Source organism: Burkholderia mycopellens (assembly GCF_964265025.1).
GTDB lineage: Bacteria > Pseudomonadota > Gammaproteobacteria > Burkholderiales > Burkholderiaceae > Burkholderia.
The window spans coordinates 1,983,009-2,000,539 of the sequence record NZ_OZ183802.1 but is presented as its reverse complement, the minus strand read 5'-3'; the positions used below and the strand labels follow the sequence as shown (position 1 = coordinate 2,000,539).

Sequence of the window (17,531 nt, the reverse complement as noted above, 5' to 3'; positions counted from 1 at the left end):
GCGAAACGAATGAGCTGACCCCCTTTAAAATTTTTAACGTTTTGCGGAACATCGGTAGACTGACGCTGTCATCTTTCTTTAGCGTCTTCGTGATAACCGGGTTCGACCCGGAATGCACGCCGCCGTTCGAAGCGGGCCCGCCCCGCGCGTTGGGTCGAACGGAAACGACACAGGCCCCTGGCGGGGCCTGTTTTGTTGCACGCCCGCCCGCCCCGTCGCTGCCCGACGGATGTGCCGCCGGCGGTCCCTGCCCACACCCCTTTGAACCGCTTTCCTGGATGTGGACACCTTGGTCAAGCCTGTCGCTACCCCTGATGCTTTCGCACCCGGCCGCGCGCAGCGCATTGCGCGCGCGCTCGTGCCGGCCGCCGTGCTCGGCGCCCTCGCCGCACTCGGCCTCGCCGCGCTGCCCGCCGTGTCGCAACTGCCGGGTGCCGTCGATTCACGCACGGCCGCGCTGCCGCAGCGCGTGCTGTCGGACACGCCGTTTCCCACCGCGCAGCATTTCGTGACGAGCGAGCTCGCCCGCACGCTCGGCGAGCGCAACGATGCCGGCGACCGCAGCCAGCAGCCGGGCCTGTTCGCGCCGCTCAGCGCGCACCGCAACGACATGCTCGGCTATGCGAACCTGTTCCAGTTCGCGGCCCCCGATAACCGGCACGGGATGCGTGCGGGCAACATCGAGCTCACGCTGTCCGATACGCTGAATCGTCTCGACGTGCCGCCCGAGGTGCGCATCCAGCTCGGCGATCTCGTCAGCGGCAAGGTCGCGATGCGGGCAAGCGCGCAGCGCGGCGATTACTACCGCGTCGCGTTCGATACGAACGACGGCACACCGCGCGTTACCGCACTCGAGCTGCGCGTCGCCGGCCGCACGTTCGGCGCGATCTGGTTCCGCGCACCGGGCGCCGAGCACGGCGCGTACTACGCGCTCGACGGCTCGCCGCTCGAAGCCGCCGCATTCACGATGCCGGTCAAGTGGACGCGCATCAGCTCGTTCTTCGGCGAGCGCATCCATCCGCTGTCGCAGGCGATGGCGTTCCACACGGGCGTCGACCTCGCGGCACCCACCGGCACGCCCGTCGACGCGGCGGCCGACGGCGTCGTATCGTTCGTCGGCACCGATCCGGGCGGCTACGGCCGCTACGTGATCGTCGATCACGCCGACGGTTACTCGACCTACTACGCGCACCTGTCCGCGTTCGCACGCGGCCTCAAGACGGGCGAGACCGTGAAGCAGGGCCAGCGCATCGGTTCGGTCGGGATGACGGGCGCCGCGACGGGCCCGCACCTGCACTTCGAGGTGCGCGTCGCGAACAATCCGGTCGATCCGCTCGTCACGCTCGCGAGCGCGCAGACCGCGCTGTCCGACATGCAGCTCACCGCATTCCGCCAGGAAGCGGCGCAATGGCGCTTCCGCCTCGCATCGATCAATACGGCGCCGTTCGCGTTCGCGCAGAACGACGGGCCGCTGTGGGGCGATTTCGCGACCGATTCATCGACGCTGCGCGCGGTCTTCAATACGCATTACTCCGCGTCGTGACGCACGTGCCGCGCGCAGTTGCCCGACGGGTAGCGGCGCGCGCAGCCGGCGTTCTACCTTCCTTGTCCCTGCCCCTGCCCGCCGGGCCTGACGTGCCTGGCACGCAGCCCGCTGCACCCATTCACCGACACTGCCTCGTCGGCAGTTCAAAAACGGCCGCAGCATGCCGTCACCGCGCGGGTTCCGCATCCCCGGCCGCCGCGTGCGCCGCGCGCTCCGTACGCGGGCGCCGCGACAGCAGCCAGCGTGCCGCGCCGTCGAGCGACGTGCACAGCACCAGATAGATCAGCGCGACGAACAGGAAGATCGGCGCCGGATACACCATCAGCCGGTTGTTCACCTGCGTCGCGACGAACGACAGCTCCGGCACGCCGACGATATACGCGAGCGACGTGTCCTTCACGAGCGCGACCCACTGGTTGACGAACGACGGCGTCATGATCCGGATCGCCTGCGGCAGCAGCACGTAGCGCACCGTCTGCCAGCGCGTGAGCCCGAGCGACAGCCCGGCCTGCCATTGCCCGTCGCCGGCCGCGACGATGCCCGCATGCACCGCGTGCGCGAGATACGCGCCGCCGATCAGCGCGAGCGCGCATACGACCGTCGCGAGCCCCGGCACGTCCATGTGCAGCACCACGGGTATCAGGAAGTAGGTCCAGAAAATCAGCATCAGCACGGGAATCGCGCGGAAGAAGCCGATGAACGCAAGCAGCAGCACGCGTGCTGGGCCGCGCGCGAGCGCCATCGCAACACCGAGCGCGATGCCGAGCACGGCCGACACGACGGCCGACGCGATTGCGAGCAGCAGCGACAGCGCGGCGCCGCCGAGCGGCCCTTCCGGGAACGCGCCGACGAGCAGGTACGGCAGATTGGCGAGCAGCAGCGAAAAGTCCATCGTCAGCGCCCCGCTCCCAGCCGGTCGCGCCATTGCGTGGCGGCATACGCGCCCGCTTCGATCGCGGCCACCGCCGCAACGTACAGCACGGTTGCCACGCCGAATGCAGCGAACGTCTTGAACGTCTCGGTCTCGACCTGCCGCGATGCATACGACAGCTCGGCCACGCCGATCGCCATTGCGAGCGACGAGTTCTTCACGAGATTCATGTATTGGCCGAACAGCGGCGGCAACGCGATGCGCACCGCCTGCGGCAGCACCACGTAACGCAGCGACTGCATCGGCGTGAGGCCGAGCGCGGCCGCCGCATCGTGCTGCGCGCGCCGCACGCCGCGCAGGCCCGCTTCGCACTCCTCGGCGACGAACGCGGCCGTATAGGCGCTCAGCCCGACCCAGCCCGCGACGAATTCGAACGACGGCCATGCGAGCGTGAACGGGCCGATGCTCAACGCATGGCGCGCGTTGAGCCACGCGATCCACGTGTCGGGCAGCAACGACGCGACGCCGAAATACCAGAACAGCAACTGCACGAGCAGTGGCGTGTTGCGGAACGTGACGACGTACGCGGCCGCCACCGTGCGCAGCCCCGGGCCGCGCGCATGCCGCATGACCGCGAGCAGCAGCCCGCCGGCGGTCGCGAAGACGGCCGACGCGGCCGCGAGGCCGAGCGTCAGCAGGAAGCCCTGCCAGAGCCAGGACAGATATTTGGGAGCCAACCCGAGCATGCCGTGTTGCGGGCGCGAAGCGCGCGATCGGAAGAAAACGGAATGCGCCGCGAGGCCGGTGGTCCGGCCGGTCGCGGCGCGCTTGCGATGCGGATCAGGTCTTGTCGCCGATCCGGAAGATGCGCGTGAGCGGCGTCTTCGTCGTCGGCCCGAACCATGCGTCGTAGATCTGCCCGGCACGGCCGTTTGCCTCGAGCCCCTTCAGCGTGTCGTTGACGAAGCCGAGCAGGCGCGTCTCGCCCTTCGGCACGCCGACGCCCATGTAGTCGTTCGAGATCGTGAACGCCGGAATCTCGTAGTTCTGCTTGTCGGGCACGTTCGCGAGCAGCCCGATCAGTTTCGGGCCGTCCTGCGTGATCGCCTGCACGTTGCCGGCGCGCAGCGCGGCAAACGCGAACGGCGTGTCGTCATACGCGACGATCGTCGCCTTCGGGAATTTCTCGCGCAGCGTGATCTCGTTGGTCGTGCCCTTGTCGGCGCCGACGCGCAGCGTGTTCAGCTGGTCGGCCGATTTCAGCACGCCCTTCTTCGCGAGAAACTGCTGGCCCGACGAGAAATACGGAATGCTGAAGTCGACCTGCTTCGCGCGTTCGTCGGTGATCGTGAAGTTCGCGAGCACGAGATCGACCTTGCCGGACGTCAGGAACGGAATGCGGTTCGCGGGGTTGGTCGGCTGGAGTTGCAGCTTCACGCCGAGCTTGTCGGCGAGCGCCTTTGCATAGTCGACGTCGAGGCCGACGATGTGATTGCTTTTGCCGTCGACGTAACCGAACGGCGGGTTGCTGTCGAATGTCGCGACGCGCAGCACGCCGGCTTTCCTGATGTCGTCTAGACGGTCCGCATGTGCGACGGTGCTTGCAGCGATGAGCGCAGCCCCGGCGAGCCACGTAGCGAGCGTGTGGATTTTCATGAGCACGACCTGATTTGTTATGAAGGCCGCCGCGGATCGCGCGGCGGCCCGGTTCGAAGAACATCGCGACGGAGTGTGTCGTCGCGAAGCCGCTAACGTATCAGCGCGTGCGCCGAATCCGAACCAACAAATGGTGCTTTGCTCAGCGGGTTTCGTGATGAAGCGAGCGACGCGATCAATCGCCGTCGCCGCCTGCGTCCCCGTCCGCGGACGCCGCGCACAGGAACTCGCCTTCGCCAGCGTCCTGCAGGTAATCGAGCGAGCGGTCCATGCTGAGGAACGACAGCGTGCCCGCGGCGCCCAATGCGTAGAGCGTGCGATGGTCCGGCGCGAAGATCACCTGCGACACGCCGCCCGCCACCGGAAATTCGCCGACGGTGCGGCGGGTCGCCACCTTGATCACGCGCATCGGCGAGCCGTCGTACGCGCTCACGGCGATCAGCTTGCCGTCGCCGCTGCCGTCAAAGCCGTGCGCCGAAGTCTGGCAGACCGGGTAGGTCTTCAGCGGCGCCAGGCTCGCCTGATCCACCCACTTGACCGACGACGCGCCGTAAAGCCACGTTCCCGCGCCCGGCGCGCCCGGTTCCGCCTGGATGAAGTCCGCATCGAGCGGATACGAGCGGACCGGCTCGTTCGTCGACGTATCGAACGCGACGATCGTGCCTTTCTGCATGGCGTTGACGTTCAGTTGTTTTCCGTCCGGCGACAGCCACATCGACAGCGGTCGCCCGAACTCGACGCCCGCCCCGTTGCCATCGCCCAGCTTCAGCGTCGCGACGACCTGCGGCCAGTGCGTGATGCTGACGACGGACACCGTGTCGTCGACGCCGTTCAACACGTAGAGCCTGTCGTGCGATGCCGATGCGACGATCGCGCGCGGAAACCGGCCGAGCGTCGCGCTGTCGACGATCTTTCCACTCGCCAGATCGATGCGCACGACGCTGTTCTCGCGCATCGACGCCACGTACGCATAGCGCTCGTCCGGGCTGACCACGACGCCGCTTGCGCCGCGGCCGCGGCACATGTTGCTCGGACAACCGTCGAGCCCCGTCTTGAACGGCTCCCCGGAAATCGTGCGGATCACCGCGCGCTTGTCGACGTCGACGACGACGAGCGCGTTCGCGTCGTTGTCGGTGATGTACAGGCGCTTGCCCGACGCGCCCATCACCATCGCATAGGTGCCCTTGCCGACCGGGACGACGGTCCCCGCGGCCAGCTCGGCCGACACGGGTGCGGCGCGATGCTGCTCGTCGTCGCGAATCTGCTCGGCGATCGTATCCGCGTCGCGCTTCGCCTGCTGCCGCGCATCGTCCTGCGCGCGCTCGCGGTCTACGGCCGTGCGCAGCGCCTGCAGCTCGGTGCTGCCCGCGCGCTGTGCCGCGAACAGCATCGCGCCGCTGCCCAGCACCGCCAGCGCAACCGGCAGGACCGCGCCGCGCAACGACGCGCCCGAAGGACGAAAACCGTACAGTATCCAGCCGACGACAAAACCCGTGACGACGCCGCCCAGATGCGCGGCCTGGTCGATACCGGAAATGAAGAACCCCGACACCAGGTTGATGGCGATCACCTGGGCCACCGCGCCGAGATTGATGACGACGCGCGCATCGCGGCCGCTGTCCACGCGGCGGTGCAACGCGAACGCGGCGGCCGCGCCGGCCAGCCCCATCAGCGCACCCGACGCGCCGACGCTGACGACTGGGCGGATGCCGCTCGTCGGCACCACGATGCCGAACGCGACCTGCATTGTGCTGACCTCGTGATACCCGGACCAGAGCGCGCTCAGCAGCGAACCGCCGAGCGCCGACAGCAGGTACACGATGCCGAACCGCAGCGAGCCGCCCGCGCGCTCGAGCACGGTGCCGAGCACGATCAGCATGTAGAGGTTCAGCGCCAGATGCTGCCAGCCGCCGTGCAGGAACGCGCTGGTCAGCAGGCGCCACGGTTGCCCGGTCAGCGTATACGGCGCGAAATTGGCGCCCCAGTCGAGCAGCAGGCTGTTCGGCAGCGCACCGTACGATGCCTGCCGCCACATCAGCAGGAAGACGGCGAGGTTGACGACGGCCAGCAGGATCGTCAGGCCCGGAATGGATGATCGTTGTTCTTTCATGGATATTTTTTTCAATCGTCGATGGCGCCTGGAACCGGCGCTGCCGATTGTATATCCCGGACACGCGAACGACCGGAACAAAAAAACGCCCGCTGCAGGCAGCGGGCGCGAATCCCAGTCAAGGAGGTGTCACACGAACTACGGAATCAGGTTAAGCGGCGCACCCGCCGCCGGCAACGAATCGATTTCGATATCGTTATCGCGCGCGGCGCGATGAGCTTGCACTCGAGCGTGCAATTGCCGCGCGCAATCGATCACGGCTCGTGACGCAGATACCCTTCCTTGCTCGGATCGCGCATCCGCCACGACACGATCAGCGAGATCGCGCACAGCACGGTCACGTACCAGTAGAAGGTTTCCTCGCTGCCGATCGACTTGAACCACAGCGCGACATACTCCGCCGAACCGCCGAAGATCGCGTTCGCGACCGCGTACGACAGGCCGACGCCCATCGCGCGCACTTCCGGCGGGAACATCTCGGCCTTGATCAGGCCGCTGATCGACGTGTAGAAGCTGACGATCGCGAGCGCGACGGTGATCAGCACGAATGCGGCCACCGGGCTCGTCACGTCCTTCAGCGCATGCATCAGCGGCACCGTGCCGATCACCGCGAACGAACCGAACAGGATCATCGACGTGCGGCGGCCGATCTTGTCGGACAGTGCACCGAACACCGGCTGCATCAGCATGTAGACGAGCAGCGCGACGGTCATCACGTTGCTGGCCGTCTTCGCATGCATGCCGGCCGTGTTGACGAGGTACTTCTGCATGTACGTCGTGAACGTGTAGAAGATCAGCGAGCCGCCGGCCGTGAAGCCGACCACCGTGAAGAACGCGCCCTTGTGCTGCCACACGCCGCGGATCGTGCCCGCGTTTTTCTTGTCGCGCGACGCGCTCGTCGACGTCTCGTCGAGCGACTTGCGCAGGTACAGCGAGATCAGCGCGGCCGCCGCGCCGACCACGAACGGAATGCGCCAGCCCCATGCCTTCAGGTCGTCGGCCGACAGCGTCTGCTGCAGGATCACGAGCACGAGCAGCGCGCACAGCTGGCCGCCGATCAGCGTCACGTACTGGAACGACGCGAAGAAGCCGCGGCGGCCCTTCAGCGCCACCTCGCTCATGTAGGTCGCGCTCGTGCCGTATTCGCCGCCCACCGACAGCCCCTGGAACAGCCGCGCGACCAGCAGCAGCGCCGGCGCGAGCGCGCCGATCTGCGCATAGGTCGGCAGTACCGCGATCACGAGCGAGCCGCCGCACATCATCAGCACGGAGATCATCATCGCGTTGCGGCGGCCGTGGCGGTCGGCGATGCGGCCGAACAGCCAGCCGCCGATCGGACGCATCAGGAAGCCGGCCGCGAACACGCCCGCCGTGTTCAGCAACTGCGTCGTCGTGTTGCCGCTCGGGAAGAACGCCGGCGCGAAGTACAGCGCGCAGAACGAGTAGATGTAGAAGTCGAACCACTCGACGAGGTTGCCCGACGAGGCGCCGACGATGGCGAACACGCGCCGCCGGGTGTCGTGCGCGGACAGCGCGGCTTGGTCGGTCTGGACGTCCATGGATGGGTCAGTTCCTTTTTTAGTGCTTTCTGGGCGAGACGGCGGGGGCCGCCGCGTGCGGTCGCATGTGGCACCGGTTCCGGCGCACGGCGCTATGGGATTTTAGCGAAATGTAAAGTAACAGGCTCTCCGGGTTCGTCCGGATGTAGAAAATTCTTCTCCCGCCATGCGTTCGTCATATGAAAACGCCAGCCCGCAGGCTGGCGTTCGATGCAAACTTTCTGCAGGCGAGGCTCAGATCCGCACCTCCGGCGGCACGTAGCGGCACTCGTAGCGCTTGCGCACGGTGCCGGCCTCGTCGACGCTTTCCAGGAACACGTCGAACTGCCACAGCCGCGCCATGTGCTTGAGCACCTCGTCGCTGTCGTTCGACAGGTGGCGGTTGTCGGTCATGAAGTGGCGCAGCGTGAGACTGCGGTCACCGCGCGTGTTCACCGCCCACACCTGGATGTTCGGCTCGCGGTGATGGATGTCGTACTGCCTCGACAGCGCCTGCCGCACGTACTGGTAGCCTGAATCGTCGTGGATCGCCGACACCTCGAGCGAATCGCGCATGTCGTCGTCAAGCACCGAGAAGAGCCGCATGTCGCGGATCAGGCTCGGCGACAGGTACTGCGCGATGAAGCTCTCGTCCTTGAAGTTGCGCATCGCGTAGTGCATCGCCGGCAGCCACGGGGTGCCCGCGATCTCCGGAAACCACTTGTAGTCTTCCTCCGTCGGCGCTTCGCAGATCCGCCGGATGTCGCTCATCATCGAGAAGCCGAGCGCATACGGGTTGATCCCGCTGTAGTACGGCTTCGTGACGGGCGGCTGGTAAACCACGTTGCTGTGCGAATGCAGGAACTCCATCATGAAGCTGTCTTCCAGCTTCCCCTGGTTGTACAGCGTGTTCAGCAGCGTGTAGTGCCAGAACGTCGCCCAGCCTTCGTTCATCACCTGCGTCTGCCGCTGCGGGTAGAAATACTGGCCGATCTTGCGCACGATGCGGATCACTTCCCGCTCCCACGGTTCGAGCAACGGCGCGTTCTTCTCCGCGAAATACAGCAGGTTCTCCTGCGGCTCGGGCGGATAGCGGTCTTCCTGCTCCTCCATCAGCTCGGGCTTCTTGCCCGGCAGCGTGCGCCACAGTTCGTTCACCTGCGACTGCAGGTACGCCTCGCGTTCGCGCCGCAGCGCGGCTTCCTTCGACAGCGAAGGCTTCTGCGGCCGCTTGTAGCGGTCGACGCCGTAGTTCATCAGCGCATGGCACGAATCGAGCAGCTCCTCCACGCGATCGAGGCCGTAGCGCTCCTCGCATTCCGCCACGTAGTTCTTCGCGTACACGAGATAGTCGATGATCGCGTGCGCGTCGGTCCACAGCCGGAACAGGTAGTTGCCCTTGAAGAACGAGTTGTGTCCATACGCCGCGTGCGCGATGACGAGCGCCTGCATCGTCATCGTGTTCTCTTCCATCAGGTACGCGATGCACGGGTTCGAGTTGATGACGATTTCGTACGCGAGCCCCATCTGGCCGCGACGGTAGCTCTTCTCGGTCGACAGGAAGTGCTTGCCGAACGACCAGTGACGGTAGTTGACGGGCATCCCGACCGACGCATACGCGTCCATCATCTGCTCGGCGCTGATCAGTTCGAGCTGGATCGGGTAGATGTCGAGCTCGTATTGTTCGGCGACCTGCGAGATGTGCGTGTCGTATTCCTCAAGCAGTTCGAACGTCCAGTCGGACGGGCACGGCAGCGGCTTGCGTTCGGCAACGTTCATACGCGCTTCCTTTTGCCCTGGGCCGGGCAAGTCGGCGGCCGGCGGCGGTGGTTCGGCCTGCCCGCGTTGCTGCGATGCGGCAGGGCCGGCCGTGTCGTCGCCGGAAGGGCGCGGCGCATAGCCGCGCGACTCGTTGTGCAGATGGCGGGTCGTCATGACATTTCCACCTGCTTTTCGAACAATTCGCGAAACACCGGGTAAATGTCGGCAGCCGATTCCACTTTTTTCATCGCGAGATGCGGCTGTGACAAGGCCAGTTGCGCGTATTCCAGCCACAGGTTCTGCTCTTCCGGCGCGACCTGGATATACGCGAAGTAACGCGTCTTCGTGAGGATATCCTCTTCCAGGATTTTGCGACACTTGGGCGAATCGTCGGTCCAGTTGTCGCCGTCGGATGCCTGCGCGCCGTAGATGTTCCACTCGGTCGGCGAGTAGCGCTCGTTCATCACCTTGCGCATCAGCTCGAGCGCGCTCGACACCACCGTGCCGCCGCTCTCGGTCGAATGGAAGAAGGTGTCCTCGTCGACTTCCTCGGCGCGCGTGTGGTGACGGATGAACACGACCTCGATGCGCTCGTAGTTCCGCTTGAGGAACAGGTAAAGCAGGATGAAGAAGCGCTTCGACAGATCCTTGCGCTGCTCGTCCATCGAGCCCGACACGTCCATCAGGCAGAACATCACGGCCTGGCTCGAAGGCTGCGGCTGCTTCACGCGGTTGATGTAGCGCAGGTCGAACGGATCGATGAACGGAATCCGCCAGATGCGCCCCTTCAGGTGATGGATCTCGGCCTCGAGCACCGCGATCTCCGCGCGCCGGTCTTCCGGGTCGCTCTTCATCGCCTCCAGCTGCGCTTCGAGTTCGCGCAGCTCGTTGACGAGCGGCGAGCCGAGCGCGATGCGACGCCCGAGCGCGCTGCGCAGCGACCGCACGACATCGATGTTGTTCGGCGTGCCTTCCGCCGACCAGCCCGCGCGCACGTTCTTCCAGCTCGGCACCGTCAGCAGGTGCGTCTTCACGAGGCGCGGCAGTTCGAGATCGTCGAAGAAGTACTGCATGAACTCGTCACGCGACAACTCGAACACGAAGTCGTCCTGCCCTTCGCCCTCGTTGCTCGCCTGGCTGCCCCCGCCGCCCGAGCCGCCCTGCGGACGCGGGATCTTGTCGCCGCGCACGTAGTCCTCGTTGCCGGGGTGCACGTATTCACGACGCCCGCCAGGCGCGTGCCGAAAATTCGGCTCCGCGATGTCCTTGCGCGGGATCGTGATGCTCTGCGTGCTCTGGATATCCTTGATGCTACGGTCGCGCACCGCGTCCGACACGGCGCGACGAATGTAGTTCTTGACGCGACGCAGAAAGCGTTCGCGGTTGGCGATACTCTTGTTCTTGCCGGCCAGCCTGCGGTCGATGATTTGATGAAGCACTGCCGGTCTCCCGCTCGAAAGTCGATATGCCGGGACGCTCGCCGCACATGCCGTCTCCCGTCATGCGGGCGGCGTCTCTGAAAGCGCCCGTACGGCGACGCCGTACGGGCTCGGTACCGCGCGCGTCATGACGACTTGCGCACGCGCAGGTACCAGTCGCAAAGCAGCCTCACCTGCTTCGGCGTATAGCCCTTCGCGACCATCCGGTTCACAAAGTCCTCATGCTTGCGCTGTTCCTCCGCCGAACCCTTGGCGTTGAACGAAATCACCGGCAGCAGTTCCTCGGTGTTCGAGAACATCTTCTTCTCGATCACGACGCGCAACTTCTCGTAGCTCGTCCATACGGGGTTCTTGCCGGCATTCGCCGCCCGTGCACGCAACACGAAGTTCACGATCTCGTTGCGGTAATCCTTCGGATTACTGATGCCGGCCGGCTTCTCGATCTTCTCGAGCTCCGCGTTCAGCGCGGCGCGGTCGAAGCTCTCGCCCGTGTCGTGATCGCGGAATTCCTGGTCCTGGATCCAGAAGTCCGCATACGTGACGTAGCGGTCGAAGATGTTCTGGCCATACTCCGAATACGACTCGAGGTAGGCCGTCTGGATCTCCTTGCCGATGAATTCCGCGTAGCGCGACGCGAGTACGTCCTTCACGAAGGACAGGTACTTCTGCTCGGTTTCCGGCGGGAACTGCTCGCGTTCGATCTGCTGTTCGAGCACGTACATCAGGTGCACGGGGTTGGCCGCGACCTCGCTCGAATCGAAGTTGAACACGCGCGACAGGATCTTGAACGCGAAGCGCGTCGACACGCCCGTCATCCCTTCGTCCACACCCGCGTAATCGCGGTATTCCTGGTACGACTTCGCCTTTGGATCGGTGTCCTTGAGGTTCTCGCCGTCATACACCTGCATCTTCGAGAACAGGCTCGAATTCTCCGGCTCGTGCAGGCGAGACAGCACCGAGAACTGCGACATCATCTTCAGCGTGCCCGGCGCGCAGACGGCCTCGGCCAGCGACGAGTTGCGGATCAGCTTCTCGTAGATCTTGGTCTCTTCCGAGACGCGCAGGCAGTACGGCACCTTCACGACGAAGATCCGGTCGAGCAGTGCCTCGTTGTTGCGGTTGTTGCGGAACGCCTTCCACTCCGACTCGTTCGAGTGCGCGAGGATGATGCCGTCGAACGGAATCGCGCCGAAGCCCTCGGTACCCTTGAAGTTGCCTTCCTGGGTGGCGGTGAGCAGCGGGTGCAACACCTTGATCGGCGCCTTGAACATTTCGACGAACTCGAGCAGGCCCTGGTTCGCCAGGCACAGGCCACCTGAGTAGCTGTACGCGTCGGCGTCGTCCTGCGCGTACTGTTCGAGCTTGCGGATATCGACCTTGCCGACCAGCGACGAGATGTCCTGGTTGTTCTCGTCACCCGGCTCCGTCTTCGCGATGCCGACCTGCCGCAGGATCGACGGATAGCGGCGCACCACGCGGAACTGGCGGATGTCGCCGTTGTATTCGTGCAGCCGCTTGACGGCCCACGGACTCAGGATGTTCTTCAGGTAGCGGCGCGGAATGCCGTATTGTTCCTCGAGGATCGGGCCGTCTTCGTCGTAGTCGAACAGCCCGAGCGGCGATTCGTTGACGGGCGAACCCTTCAGCGAGTAGAACGGCACGCGCTCCATCAGCTGCTTCAGACGCTCGGCGATCGACGACTTGCCGCCGCCCACCGGGCCAAGCAGATAGAGGATCTGCTTCTTCTCTTCGAGCCCTTGCGCAGCGTGGCGGAAATAGGCGACCACCTGCTCGATCACCTCCTCCATTCCGTAGAACTCACGGAACGCGGGATAGACCTTGATGACCTTGTTCGCAAAGATCCGCGACAGGCGCGGGTCGTTGCGGGTATCGACATGTTCAGGTTCCCCGATTGCTGCCAGCATGCGTTCACCAGCCGTCGCGTACGCGGATGGATCGTTCTTGCAGAGCGCGAGATACTCCTCCAGCGAGAGCTCTTCCTCTCGCGTTTTTTCGAAGCGGTTCGCGAAGCTGCTGTAAATATCCATGCTACCTCCCTCGCCTGAGTCTGAAGACTTGCCTGCCTTCGTACGACTGCGCAGAAGCAAGCGCGTTCGAATTCATCCTAAACCCTTTCTTATTTTTTTTCACGAACTCTTCGTACGAAGTTCGTCATTCTCGACAACACCGCTTGGACAACACATTTCGTCGTTTTACAATCGATCTCCCGAGTCGCAGAAACTGCATCCGGCGCATCTCGTCGAACGACGGAACGTCTTGTGTGTTGGACACATCCGGCGTCGTCACTTCTCCCCTTCATCCCTATACGTTCGAGCGGTCGTTTTCGACGACACGTTGCGCGTGCCGTTACAAATTTTTTTCGCAGTGCCCTTACGGAGATACCCGTACGACGGACGTGGGAACGTCACGTGCACCGGTGCACACTTCCGTCGATGCAGGTCACGCGATGCGCGCGACGATGCGCGATCGTCATTCGTGCGCGTCGCCTGTCACATTTTTCAACCGCGAAAACGACGACGCCCGCATGTCGCGGGCGTCGTTCGTCACCAAATGGGGAGAGATGCGCGGCAAGCGCGAATCAGAAGGTTTCCCAGTCGTCCGAGCCAGCGCTAACGGCCGTCTGTGCCGGCGCCGCAGAAGCAGCGACGGGCTTGCGCACCGGCGCCGCTGCGGCCGCGCGTTTCGGCGGCGCATCGCGATCGTCGCGCGCAGCAGCCTGGACGGGCGCGGCAACCGCTGCGGCGGGCGCACGCGGCGCGTGACGCACCGCAACCGGGGCGGCGCCGCCGGAGCGTGACGTGTCGTCGTCGAGCTGGAACACCGCTGCCGTTTCACGCAGGCGTCCGGCCTGTTCGTCGAGCGATTGCGCGGCGGCCGCGGCTTCCTCGACGAGCGCCGCATTCTGCTGCGTGACCTCGTCCATCTGCGCGACCGCGCGCGCCACCTGGTCGATCCCGCCACTCTGTTCCTCGGACGCCGCCGCGATCTCGCCCATGATGTCGGTCACGCGTTGCACCGCACCGATCACGTCGCTCATCGTGCGCCCTGCTTCATCGACCAGCGTGGAACCCGACCGGATGCGCTCCACCGATGCGTCGATCAGCACCTTTATCTCCTTGGCCGCGGTCGACGAACGCTGGGCCAGACTGCGCACCTCGCCCGCGACGACCGCGAAACCGCGGCCTTCCTCGCCGGCTCGCGCGGCTTCGACTGCTGCATTCAGCGCAAGAATGTTGGTCTGGAACGCGATTCCTTCGATGATGGCAATGATGTCCGCGATCTTTGCCGAGCTGTCATTGATCTCGCCCATCGTGCCGACCACCTGGCGGACCACCGTATTGCCCTTGTTTGCAATCTCCGACGCATTCGCGGCCAGCGAACTCGCCTGGCGTGCATTGTCCGCGTTCTGTTTCACGGTGCCGGTCAGCTGCTCCATGCTCGACGCGGTTTCCTGCAGCGCCGCGGCCTGTTCCTCGGTGCGCGACGACAGGTCGATGTTGCCGGCCGCAATCTGGCGCGCCGCGGTCGCGATCGACTCGCTGCCGCCGCGCACGGTGCGCACCGTGTCGACGAGCCCGCGCTGCATCTTGCCGAGGCCCTCGAGAAGCTGGCCCATCTCGTCATGCCGGTCCACGACGATCGGCCGGCGCAGGTCGCCCGCGGCTATGGCGTCGAAATGCGCGAGCGCGTCGGCAATCGGGCGGCCGATCGCGCGGCTCAGCGTCAGCCACGACACGACCGCGGCGCCAAAGCCGGCCAACAACGCGACGATCGCCAGCACGCGCAGCGTGTCGTACACCGATTCCGCATGATCGAAGCCGGCTTGCGCATCGGTGAACTGGAAGTTGCGCAGCGCCTCGCTCGCCATCGCGAGGTCGTTGTAGCGCACCTGGAGCTGCTTCGCGCCTTCGCCGATGCGGTCGGCCTGATTCGCCCCGATCACGCTCGCGAACGCGTCACACTCGTGCTGCAGTGCCTGCCGCTTTGCGGCGACGTCCTGGGCGAGCCGGTCTTCCTCCGGCCCGCGCGGCAACGCGAGGTACTTCTGCCACCACGTATCGGACTGCGCGCGCATCGCGCGGCTGCGTTCGATGGCGGCCGCCGCGTCCGGCGAGCCGGCCAGGAGCGCCGCGCGGTCGAGCGCCAGGCGTTCGCGCGCAGCGTAGATCTCGGCCACCGAAACGTCGACCGCGCTCGGCATCTGGTTCGTGAAAATCTCGCGCGTCGTATCGTTCGCGCGCGTCATCCCGTACACGCCGAGCCCACCGATCACCCCCAGGAGCACCGCCAGAAACGCCATCGTGAAACCGATGCGCGCACGAATCGTCAGGTTTTTGAACACCATCATCCTTCCTGTGTTGCGTCGTGATGGACGGGACAGGCCCGTCGCTTCGAAGCATTGCTTCGCTCGGTGCATTTACGACCATGCGCCGCACAACTTGATGGTGTTTCCGCTATTTTTTCGAATTATTCGTCCGTTTATTACAAATAGCTGAATGAAAAATGCGCACTTCAACATGTGCTGCAAGCCAGGCAATGGGAGGTTCCCGGCTGCCGGCGAGCGTCGCGGATACGTGGCCGGCCGCGATGCGTGATCCGGCCCTATCAGGCCAGTTCGGCAAGCGTGGGAATCGACGGTTGCGCGCCCGCTCGTGTGACCGACAGCGCCGCCGCGCGCTGCGCGAAGCGGATGGCGGTGTCGACGTCCGCGCCGGCCGCGAGCCGTGCGGAAAAGCCGCCGATGAAGGTATCGCCGGCCGCCGTCGTGTCGACGGCCTGCACGGCCGGCGCCGGATAATGCCGCGCCGCGCCATCGGCCGTCAGCGCAAGCACGCCGCGCGCGCCCAGCGTCACCAGCACGTTGCGTGCCCCGCCTGCCTGCAGCACGCGCGCGGCGGCTTCCGCCTCCGCCGGGTCCCGCACCGGCAGCGCGGTCAGCGCACCCGCCTCGACCTCGTTCGGGATCAGGTAATCCACGAGCGGCAGCCAGCCGGCCGGCAGCGGTGCGACGGCCGGGGCCGGATTGAGCACCACCGTGCGGCCGAGCCGACGCCCGGCCGACAGCGCCGCGAACACCGCGTCCGGCGGCGTCTCGAGCTGGCAGATCAGCACATCGGCCGACGCCAGTGCGGCCTCGTGCCGTGCGATCGTCTCGGTCGTGACCTCGCCGTTGCCGCCCGCGACGATCACGATCGCGTTCTGGCTCGCATCGTCGACGACGATCAGCGCAACGCCGGTCGACGCCGACGCGCTCGTCGCGAGCCCCGCACAGTCGATTCCCTCGGCTTCGAGGCCCGCGCGCAACGCCGCGCCGTGCGTATCCGCGCCGACACAGCCGATCATCGCGACCCGCGCACCGAGCCGTGCGGCCGCGACGGCCTGATTGCCGCCCTTGCCGCCCGCCGCCTGCGCGAACGCATGGCCGGCGAGCGTTTCGCCCGGCAGCGGCAAACGCGGCGCGCGCACGACGAGATCCATGTTGAGGCTGCCGACCACCGTCACGCGGCCGGCGCCTGCTGCGGGCGCGGTCATGCGCGACCGCCCGATGCCGGCGGTTCGCGGTAGATCGCCGTCGATTCACGCAGCACGAGGCGCGGCGACACGACGCGGCGGCGGCTCGGCACGGCGGTCGATCCGCCGCCGATCCGCTCGATCAGCGTCTGCGCGGCCATTTCGCCGAGGGCGCGCACCGACTGGCCGACCGTCGACAGTGCCGGATACGTGTAGCGGGAGAATTCGATGTCGTCGAACCCGATGATCGAACAGTCGTCGGGCACGCGCATGCCGCGCTCGGCCGCCGCGCGCAGCGCGCCGACGCCCATCAGGTCGTTGCCCGCAAAGATCGCGCTCGGCCGCACCGATTCGAACAGCCGCGACGCGGCGTGATAACCGCCGAGGCACGAAAAGTCGCTTTCCGCGATCGCGCCCGGCACGATGTCGACGCCGCGTTCGGCCATCGCGCGGATGAAGCCGTGCACGCGCATCGCGCTGACCGCCGTGTCGGTCGGCCCCGTGATGCAGCCGATCTTCGCGTGCCCGAGTTCGAGCAGATGGCGCGTCGCCAGGTATGCGCCGCGCTCGTGGTCGATCTGCACGAGGTCGGCCGCCAGCCCCTCGATGTTGCGGTCGACGACGACGAGCGGCGCATGGATGTCCGCGAGCGTCTGCGCGAGCACCGCGTCTTCGCCCGCCGATGCAACGATCAGCCCGTCGATGCGCTTTTCCTGCAGCACGCGCAGGTAGTTGCGCTGCTTCACGGGATCGTCATCCGAGTTGCAGAAGAACACGCAATAGCCGTTGGCCGCGCACTGATCCTCGATGCCGCGCGCAAGCTCCGCGAAGTACGGATTCGTGCTGTTCGGCACGACGAGGCCGATGGTCGCCGTCGCACGCGCCTTCAGCGAGCGTGCCACCGCCGACGGCACGTAATTCAGCTCGCGGATTGCACCCTCGACCTTCGCACGCACGTCCGCGGACACTGGCCTCGAATTGTTCACCACGTGCGAGACGGTCGTAAACGACACGCCCGCCATGGCTGCCACATCCTTGATCGTCGCCATTTCCCGTTTCTCTCTGGTCTGTTCTGTCT

General features: G+C 65.7%; 12 protein-coding genes. 1 reads left to right on the top strand and 11 read right to left on the bottom strand.

Annotation, left to right across the window (positions count from 1 at the left end):
• Positions 1-289: 289 nt before the first annotated feature.
• Positions 290-1,543, top strand: coding sequence for a M23 family metallopeptidase (locus tag ACPTTC_RS09280; protein WP_423392264.1), 1,254 nt, complete (start codon positions 290-292; stop codon positions 1,541-1,543).
• A gap of 169 nt (positions 1,544-1,712) precedes the next feature.
• On the opposite strand, the gene ACPTTC_RS09275 is transcribed toward ACPTTC_RS09280, so the two are convergent.
• From ACPTTC_RS09275 to ACPTTC_RS09225, 11 genes are all read right to left on the bottom strand, one after another.
• Positions 1,713-2,438, bottom strand: coding sequence for an amino acid ABC transporter permease (locus ACPTTC_RS09275; RefSeq protein WP_423392263.1), 726 nt, complete (start codon positions 2,436-2,438; stop codon positions 1,713-1,715).
• A gap of 2 nt (positions 2,439-2,440) precedes the next feature.
• Entirely contained in the window at positions 2,441-3,163 is a 723-nt protein-coding gene (locus ACPTTC_RS09270; RefSeq protein WP_175955442.1) for an amino acid ABC transporter permease, read from the bottom strand.
• A 94-nt stretch (positions 3,164-3,257) separates the two neighbouring features.
• Complete coding sequence (locus ACPTTC_RS09265; protein ID WP_423392262.1) at positions 3,258-4,073, bottom strand: ABC transporter substrate-binding protein; 816 nt, start codon at positions 4,071-4,073, stop codon at positions 3,258-3,260.
• A gap of 175 nt (positions 4,074-4,248) precedes the next feature.
• Positions 4,249-6,183, bottom strand: coding sequence for a rhomboid family intramembrane serine protease (locus tag ACPTTC_RS09260; RefSeq protein ID WP_423392261.1), 1,935 nt, complete (start codon positions 6,181-6,183; stop codon positions 4,249-4,251).
• A gap of 254 nt (positions 6,184-6,437) precedes the next feature.
• Positions 6,438-7,742 carry an MFS family transporter gene (locus ACPTTC_RS09255; RefSeq protein WP_175955448.1) on the bottom strand — a complete coding sequence of 435 codons (1,305 nt, stop codon included), beginning with the start codon at positions 7,740-7,742 and terminating at the stop codon, positions 6,438-6,440.
• 234 nt (positions 7,743-7,976) lie between these two features.
• The gene (locus ACPTTC_RS09250; protein WP_089494795.1) at positions 7,977-9,656 is read right to left on the bottom strand and encodes a SpoVR family protein; all 1,680 of its coding nucleotides are present in this window, start codon (positions 9,654-9,656) and stop codon (positions 7,977-7,979) included.
• A complete protein-coding gene (locus ACPTTC_RS09245) occupies positions 9,653-10,921 on the bottom strand; it encodes a YeaH/YhbH family protein (protein ID WP_039358726.1) in 1,269 nt (422 codons plus the stop codon). The genes ACPTTC_RS09250 and ACPTTC_RS09245 overlap by 4 nt, the downstream gene beginning before the upstream one ends.
• A gap of 125 nt (positions 10,922-11,046) precedes the next feature.
• Positions 11,047-12,969, bottom strand: coding sequence for a PrkA family serine protein kinase (locus tag ACPTTC_RS09240; protein ID WP_175970062.1), 1,923 nt, complete (start codon positions 12,967-12,969; stop codon positions 11,047-11,049).
• A 551-nt stretch (positions 12,970-13,520) separates the two neighbouring features.
• Entirely contained in the window at positions 13,521-15,287 is a 1,767-nt protein-coding gene (locus ACPTTC_RS09235) for a methyl-accepting chemotaxis protein (RefSeq protein WP_423393341.1), read from the bottom strand.
• 260 nt (positions 15,288-15,547) lie between these two features.
• Positions 15,548-16,474 (bottom strand): ribokinase, encoded by a 927-nt coding sequence (rbsK, locus tag ACPTTC_RS09230; protein ID WP_423392260.1) that lies wholly within the window; start codon positions 16,472-16,474, stop codon positions 15,548-15,550.
• Positions 16,471-17,502: a LacI family DNA-binding transcriptional regulator gene (locus tag ACPTTC_RS09225; protein ID WP_011351902.1), complete on the bottom strand. Its 1,032-nt coding sequence runs from the start codon at positions 17,500-17,502 to the stop codon at positions 16,471-16,473. The genes rbsK and ACPTTC_RS09225 overlap by 4 nt, the downstream gene beginning before the upstream one ends.
• Positions 17,503-17,531: the final 29 nt, after the last annotated feature.